Annotated in this window: 6 protein-coding genes; 2 read left to right on the top strand and 4 right to left on the bottom strand. The window is 74.3% G+C overall.

Going from position 1 to position 6,758, the window contains the following annotated elements; translation table 11 throughout:
- Positions 1-300: 300 nt before the first annotated feature.
- Positions 301-1,647 carry a M16 family metallopeptidase gene (locus ACGFI9_RS23955; protein ID WP_393181096.1) on the bottom strand — a complete coding sequence of 449 codons (1,347 nt, stop codon included), beginning with the start codon at positions 1,645-1,647 and terminating at the stop codon, positions 301-303.
- Complete coding sequence (locus ACGFI9_RS23950; protein WP_393181094.1) at positions 1,644-2,936, bottom strand: M16 family metallopeptidase; 1,293 nt, start codon at positions 2,934-2,936, stop codon at positions 1,644-1,646. The genes ACGFI9_RS23955 and ACGFI9_RS23950 overlap by 4 nt, the downstream gene beginning before the upstream one ends.
- Positions 2,937-3,018: 82 nt before the next feature.
- Between ACGFI9_RS23950 and ACGFI9_RS23945 the strand changes: the two genes are divergently transcribed.
- Positions 3,019-3,795 carry a phosphodiesterase gene (locus ACGFI9_RS23945; protein WP_393181092.1) on the top strand — a complete coding sequence of 259 codons (777 nt, stop codon included), beginning with the start codon at positions 3,019-3,021 and terminating at the stop codon, positions 3,793-3,795.
- Here the strand turns inward: ACGFI9_RS23945 and ACGFI9_RS23940 are convergent.
- Together ACGFI9_RS23940 and ACGFI9_RS23935 are read right to left on the bottom strand one after the other, a co-directional pair.
- Positions 3,762-3,977 (bottom strand): hypothetical protein, encoded by a 216-nt coding sequence (locus ACGFI9_RS23940; RefSeq protein WP_393181091.1) that lies wholly within the window; start codon positions 3,975-3,977, stop codon positions 3,762-3,764. The two genes, ACGFI9_RS23945 and ACGFI9_RS23940, sit on opposite strands and share 34 nt — an antisense overlap.
- 25 nt (positions 3,978-4,002) lie before the next feature.
- Positions 4,003-5,154, bottom strand: coding sequence for an alkaline phosphatase PhoX (locus ACGFI9_RS23935; RefSeq protein ID WP_393181089.1), 1,152 nt, complete (start codon positions 5,152-5,154; stop codon positions 4,003-4,005).
- 313 nt (positions 5,155-5,467) lie between these two features.
- Between ACGFI9_RS23935 and ACGFI9_RS23930 the strand changes: the two genes are divergently transcribed.
- Positions 5,468-6,553 carry a 3-deoxy-7-phosphoheptulonate synthase gene (locus ACGFI9_RS23930; protein ID WP_393181087.1) on the top strand — a complete coding sequence of 362 codons (1,086 nt, stop codon included), beginning with the start codon at positions 5,468-5,470 and terminating at the stop codon, positions 6,551-6,553.
- Positions 6,554-6,758: the final 205 nt, after the last annotated feature.

The following is a 6,758-nucleotide window of genomic DNA, read 5'->3' as shown; positions in this document are numbered from 1 at the left end:
CCGCGCCCCGCGCCCCGCGCCCCGCGCCCCGCGCCCCGCGCCCCGCGCCCCGCGCCCCGCGCCCCGCGCCCCGCGCCCCGCGCCCCGCGCCCCGCGCCAAGAGATCTTGGTACGGAACGGCCGTTATAGGGGCCGATTCCTACCAAGATCTCCGCAGCTCCCGGGAAGTGGATGCGGAATCCCAATGTGCGGGAGGAGCCGGGGCGGAGGGGAGGCGCAAGGCGGAAGGGAGCGAGGGCAGGGAGGGGGAGGTGGCGGTGTCCCGGTGGACACCGCCACCTCCCCAGGGGCGAGCCTTCGTCAGGGGGCGTGGTCCACGACCTCGCCGAGACCGGCGGCGACCAGTTCGTCCCGGATGACCGCCGAGTCGCCCTCGATGACCAGGGTGAGCGAGTCCGGGTGCAGGTGCGCGGCGGCCGCCGCGGAAACCTCCTCGACCGTCGCCGCGAGCAGCGACTCGCGCAGCCGGGCGTGGTAGTCGTCCGGCAGGTCGTGCACCACCAGCGTGGTCAGCGCGGAGGCGATCGCGCGCGGGCTCTGCAGCTCGACCGAGAGCTGGCCGGCCCGCCACGAGCGGGCCACCGCCAGCTCGTCCTCGGTCACCCCGGTCAACCGGGTACGCGAGACCTCGCCGACCGCCTCCGCCAGGGCCGGCGCGGTCACCGCGGTCTGCACCCCGGAGCTGATCGCGAACCGGCCGAACCGGCGGGACGAGGCGAAGTCGCCGCGGATGCCGTACGTGTAGCCGCGCACCTCGCGGATCAGGTGGTTGAGCCGGGAGGTGAAGGCGCCGCCGAGCACCGTCCCGGCGAGCGTCATCGGCACGTGGTCCGGGTGGGCGCGGTGCGGGGCGGGGTGGCCGAGGCGGAGCGTGGACTGCACCGAGCCGGGCCGGTCGACCAGGATCACCTTCCGCCGGCCGGCCAGCGGCACCTCGATCGGGCCGCCCCGGTCCACCGGCCCGCCCCCGGTGCCGGCGAACGCCGCCGCGCCGAGCGCGTCCAGGTCGACGCGGTCCAGGTCGCCCGCGACGATCAGCGTGCCCGGGCGGATGAACCACTCGGAGTGGAAGACGGTGACGTCGTCCACGTCCAGGGCGGCGACGCTCTCCGGGTCGCCGTACATCGGCCGGCCCCAACGGTTGTCCGCGCCGAACAGGTCGGCGCGCAGCACCGCGTCCGCCCGGGGGCCCGGGTTGGCCCAGTCCATCCGCAGCGCGGTCGCCTCGTCGTCGCGGACCCGCAGCACGTCCGCCGGGTCGAGCCGGGGCGTCCGGACCGCCTCGGCGAGCAGCTCCACGGCGGCGCCCAGCCGGTCCACCGGGACCTGCACGCTGACCTGGAAGGAGTCCCAGTCCAGCCCGGTCACCAGCTCGGTCCCGAGCGCCTCGATGGCCAACGCGTACGCGGTGCCGTCCCGCTGCGCGGTGCCCTCCTCCAGGGCCTTGGCGAGCACCCCGCCCAGCCCCTCCTTGCCGACCGGCTCCCGCCCGGCGCCGGCGTCCAGGAGCAGCAACGCGACGGCCAGGTTCTGCCCGGGCAGGTGCGCGGCGACGACCTGCCCGCCGACGACCGCCCGGCGGACCACCTGCGGGAACCGGTACGGGCGGGCGGCGCCCGGCCCGGGGCGGGTGGCGATCAGCGTCATGACTTCTCCTCGGGCAGGTAGATCAGGGTCACCCGGTCGGCGGCGCCGAGCAGCTCGGCGGCCTGTTCGGCGATCTGCTCGGCGGTGACCGCGAGCCAGGCCGGCAGGCGCTCACCGATCTTCGCCGGGTCACCGAACTGGGTGGCGTACCGGCCGAGGACGTCGGCCCGGCCGTCCACCGTGGACATGTGCCGCCACCACTGGGTGCTCAGCAGCGCCTTGGCCCGGTCCAGCTCGGCGGCGGTCACCGGCACGGTGGCCAGCTCGTCGATCACCTCGGCCAGCCCGTCGCGCAGCCGCTCGGCGTCCACCCCGGGGCGGGCGGTGGCGGTGGCGATCAGTGGCGCCGGCCCGTGCGCCAGGTCCACCCCGTACGCCCCGACCAGGTCCGGCTGGGCGATCCGCTCCCCGTCGGCGAGGCGCTGGTAGAGCCGGCTGCCCCGGCCGGTGCCCAGGACGGTGGCGAGCACCGTGGTCACGTCGTACCCGGTGGTGCCGTAGGGGTGGGTGCGGTGGGCGGCGTACACGCGGGGCGCGGGCACGTCGGCGACGACCGTCTCCACCGCCGGCCGCCCGGTCGCCGGCACGATCCGCCCGTCCGGCGCGGCGGGGATCTCCGCGCGCGACGGGATGGCCCCGAAGTACTTGTCGGCCAGCGCGAACACCTCGGCGGCCGTGGCGTCGCCGACCACGGTGAGGACCGCGTTGTTCGGCGCGTAGTAGGTGGTGTGGAACGCCTGGAAGGTGGCCAGGTCGGCGGCGTTCAGGTCGGCCATCGACCCGATCGTCGCGTGGTGGTACGGGTGGCCCGGCGGGTAGAGCAGCGGCAGCAGCCGCAGCCAGGCGTCGCCGTATGGGACGTTCTCGTAGCGCTGGCGCCGCTCGTTCTTGACCACGTCCCGCTGGTTGTCCAGGGTCTCCTGGGTGAGCGCCGGCACCAGCCCGCCCATCCGGTCGGCCTCCAGCCAGATCGCCAGTTCCAGGTGCTCGGCCGGGACCGTCTCGAAGTAGTTGGTGCGGTCCGGGTTGGTGGTGGCGTTCAGCGAACCGCCGGAACCCTGGATGAGCTTCATGTGCTCGGTCTTCGTCACGTTCTCCGAGCCCTCGAACATCAGGTGCTCGAAGAGGTGGGCGAAGCCGGTCTGTCCGTCGGGCTCATGACGGGAGCCGACGTCGTACCAGAGGTTCACCGCGACCGCGGGGGCGGTGCGGTCCTCGCTCACCACCACGCGCAGGCCGTTGTCCAGTCGGGTGGTCTCGATCGGCCAGGGGTAACCGCTGTCGGGCATGGCACGACGCTATCCGATGTCGCGGGTGGAAAGGGGACGTGCGGGGAGCATCGTCCGGCCACCCCCGGGGTACTCGTCGCGTATGCCCTCCCCCATCTCCGCCGCCCGGCGGCTCCAGGCAGCGGCGTGGCGTCAGGCGCGGCGAGCCGCAACCGCCGCCGCCGTCGGCGCGGCCAGCGCACTGGCCCGGCGGCGGCACGCCCGGCTGCTGCATCCCGCCGGCCGTACCTTCTCCGCCGAGCTGACGATCTGGGGTACGCCGGGCCCGCCGACCGGCGTGCCGCTGCTGGACCGGCCCGGTCGCTGGCCGGCCACGGTGCGGCTCTCCAAGGGCGTGCCCACCCCGGGGAGCTGGCCGGACGTGCTGGGGGTGGGGATCCGGCTGCACCGGGATCCGGAGACGCCGGTGGACCTGCTGGTCAGCTCCAGCGGGGCCGCGCCGGTGCTGCGCAACCTGCCGCTGCCCCGGCGGCGCTTCACCGGGACGTACACCTCGATCATGTCGTTCCGGGCGGGCCGGCGGCGGCTGTTCCTGGCCGCGCTCGCGGATCCCGACTCGCCGGAGCTGGGCCGCGGCCTGGCCGAGCTCGAGGCGCGGGTCGAGGCGGACGCGCCGCGCCTGGTGCTCGCGGTGGCCTCGGCGGTCGGCGCGTGGCGACCGTTCGGGCAGGTGACCCTGGACGGCGGGCGCGACGCCCGGGAGGACGCCGCGCTGGCCTTCGATCCCCTCGGCAACGTGCCGCCGGGCCTGCGGATGGTGGGTCCGCTCGCCTGGCTGCGCGAGACGACCTACCGCGGTTCTCGCCGGGGCCGGGGCGCCGGCGTTCAGTCGGGCGGCTCGGCGGGGGTCACGGTCTGATCGGACGTCCGGTGCTCCAGGACGGTGTCGGGGGCGGCGTTCCGGTCCTCCTCCCGGATGTCCGATTCGGCGAGGATCGCGTCGGCCTGCGACTCCGGGTCCTCGCTGCCCACCGCCGCCTCCTCGGGCAGCAGGTGGGCGCGGGACTCGATCCGCTCCTGGTCGCTCTGGTCGTGACTCATGGCGTCCCCATACCCGGCACGGGCCTCAGCGGAACGGCCCGCGCACCTCGTAGGTGATCCCGCCCGAGGAGGCGCCGCTGGTGCCGCGCTGGGAGGAGAAGTAGAGCCGGCTGCCGTCCGGGGAGAAGGCCGGCCCGGTGATCTCCGACGCGCTCTGCCCGTTGACCCGCAGGAAGGGCGTGACCACCCCGTCCGGGGTGATCAGATTGATTTCCATGTTGCCGCCGTCCTCGGCGACATAGAGGTCCCCGTACGCCGAGCCGGTGATGTTGTCCACCCCGGTGAGCGGCGCCGGCCCGGTCACCACCAGCGAGTCGTCGTACGCCAGGTCGATCCGCTGGTTGACCGCGTCGTACGCCCAGACCCGGTTGTCGCCCTTGGTGGTGAACCAGCACGTCCCGCCGGCGTACCAGGCGCCCTCGCCACCGTTGAACTTCTTCGCGCCGGAGACCTGGCGGCGGGTGTAGGTGGGCGAGCCGTCCGGGTCGGGGACCCGGGTCCAGCTCACCGGGCCGCTGGTGGCGGTGCCGCCGACCAGCACCTCCAGGGTGCCGTTGGACAGGTCGCCCCAGACCGTCGGGCGGAACCGGTAGAAGCAGCCGTCGGTCTCGTCCTCGGTCAGGTAGATCAGCTGGCGGTCCGGGTCCGCCGCCGTCGCCTCGTGGGTGAACCGCCCCATCGCCGGCCGGCGCACGGCCGCGGTCCCGCCCTGCGGCCAGGTCTCGTAGACGTAGCCCCGGCTCACCTCCTCACAGGAGAGCCAGGTCCCCCACGGGGTGGCCCCGCCGGCACAGTTCCGGTTCGTGTTTCCCAGGATCCGGTACGCCGAGGAAACTGTTCCGTCGGCGTTGAAGCGCACCGCGGAGGCCCCGCCGGTGGTCGAGATCTCGGAGTTCGAGACGTAGATCCAGCCCGCGCCGGCGGCGAAGCAGGCACCCCCGTCGGGGGCGTCGTGCCAGGCGTACGAGGTGCCCGGCACCACCTGCCGGGACCGGGCGATCACCCGGCTGGTGAAGCCGGCGGGAAGCTGGATTCCGTTGGCGTCGGCGCTGCCAAGCGGCCCGTACGGCCCGACTCCGGGCTGGGCGGGAGCGGCCAGGGCGGCACCGGCCCAGAGGCTGCCCGAGAGGGCGGCGGCACCGGCGACGGTGGCGCGCAGGACGGTACGACGATCCATTCGCTGACCTCCTGACGAAGCGTTCGGTGCCGACGAAACTACCGGCCGTCGCATCGATGAAGGTGAACATGAGACGAGACTTTCCCGACGACGCAGTGAGCCGGGCCCGTCGCGTCGGGTAAGCTGGCCGGCGTGACGCGGTCGTATCGATGGTTTAGGCAGCCGGCTGGAGGAGCCGGTGACTCGACCATGATCTGACGTCACCCCCTCTTCGAGCCGGCCGGGCAGGGATTTCCCTGCCCTTTCGTGTACGAGCAGCCGGCTCGACCTCGGGCGCCGGCCCCGGGGCACGGTCGGCGGAAGGAAGCCCACCGTGACGACCCCGGACGCCCATCGGGTCATCGACCAGCGGATCGACCGTGTCGTGCCCCTGACCACCCCGGCCCTGCTGCACCACCACCTGCCGCTGGAGACCCCGCTCGCCGAGGCCGTGGTGGCCGGTCGGCGTGCCGTCGGCCGGGTGCTGGACCGGGCCGACGACCGGCTGCTGGTCGTGGTCGGCCCGTGCTCGGTGCACGACCCCGCCGCCGCCCTCGAGTACGCGGGCCGGCTGCGCGAGGCCGCCGACCGGCTCGCCGACGACCTGCTCGTGGTGATGCGGGTCTACTTCGAGAAGCCGCGCTCGACGGTGGGCTGGAAGGGTCTGATCAACGACCCGGGGCTGGACGGCTCCGGCGACGTCAACACCGGCCTGCGTACCGCCCGGGCGCTCCTGCTCGACGTGCTGCGCCTCGGCCTGCCGGTGGGCTGCGAGTTCCTCGACCCGATCACCCCGCAGTACATCGCGGACACGGTCGCCTGGGGCGCGATCGGCGCGCGGACGGTGGAGAGCCAGGTGCACCGGCAGCTCGCCTCCGGGCTGTCCATGCCGATCGGCATGAAGAACCGCCCCGACGGCAGCATCTCCACGGCGGTGGACGCCATCCGGGCGGCGGGCGTGCCGCACGTCTTCCCCGGTATCGACGTCTCCGGCACCCCGGCGATCATGCACACCCGGGGCAACGCCGACGGCCACCTGGTGCTGCGCGGCGGAGGCGGTCGGCCCAATTACGACGCCGAGTCGGTGGCCGGCGCGCTGGACCTGCTCCGGGCGGCCGGGCTGCCGGAGCGGGTGGTGATCGACGCCAGTCACGCCAACAGCGGCAAGGACCACCGCAACCAGCCGCTGGTCGCCGCGGACGTGGCCGCCCAGCTCGCCGCCGGTCAGCGCGGCATCGTGGGCGTCATGCTGGAGAGCTTCCTCCAGCCGGGCCGCCAGGACCTCGACCCCACCCGCGAGCTGGAGTACGGCAAGTCGGTGACCGACGCCTGCATCGGCTGGGACACCACCGCCGAGGTCCTCACCGAACTGGCGGCAGCGGTCCGCACCCGCCGCGCCACCCTCCCCACCCCCGCCTGACCCGCCGGGGAGGTCCGGACAGAGACAGCGCCGCCCGGCTCCTTGTGGGAGCCGGGCGGCGCCGGGTGTCGGTGTGCAGGTCGCCTCTCGGCGAGTGGCGCGACGCGGCTCCAGCCGGACGGTATTCCGCGAAGGCAGATGGGTGAGGCCCGGGGACACTGGGCACACCGACGCTCTGCACAACGACCGGCAGGGGTGCGGTGTT

The sequence above is a fragment of the Micromonospora sp. NPDC048930 genome (assembly GCF_043197935.1).
GTDB lineage: Bacteria > Actinomycetota > Actinomycetes > Mycobacteriales > Micromonosporaceae > Micromonospora.
The sequence above is the reverse complement of the archived record's forward strand: the minus strand, read 5'-3'. Positions and strand labels throughout refer to the sequence as shown.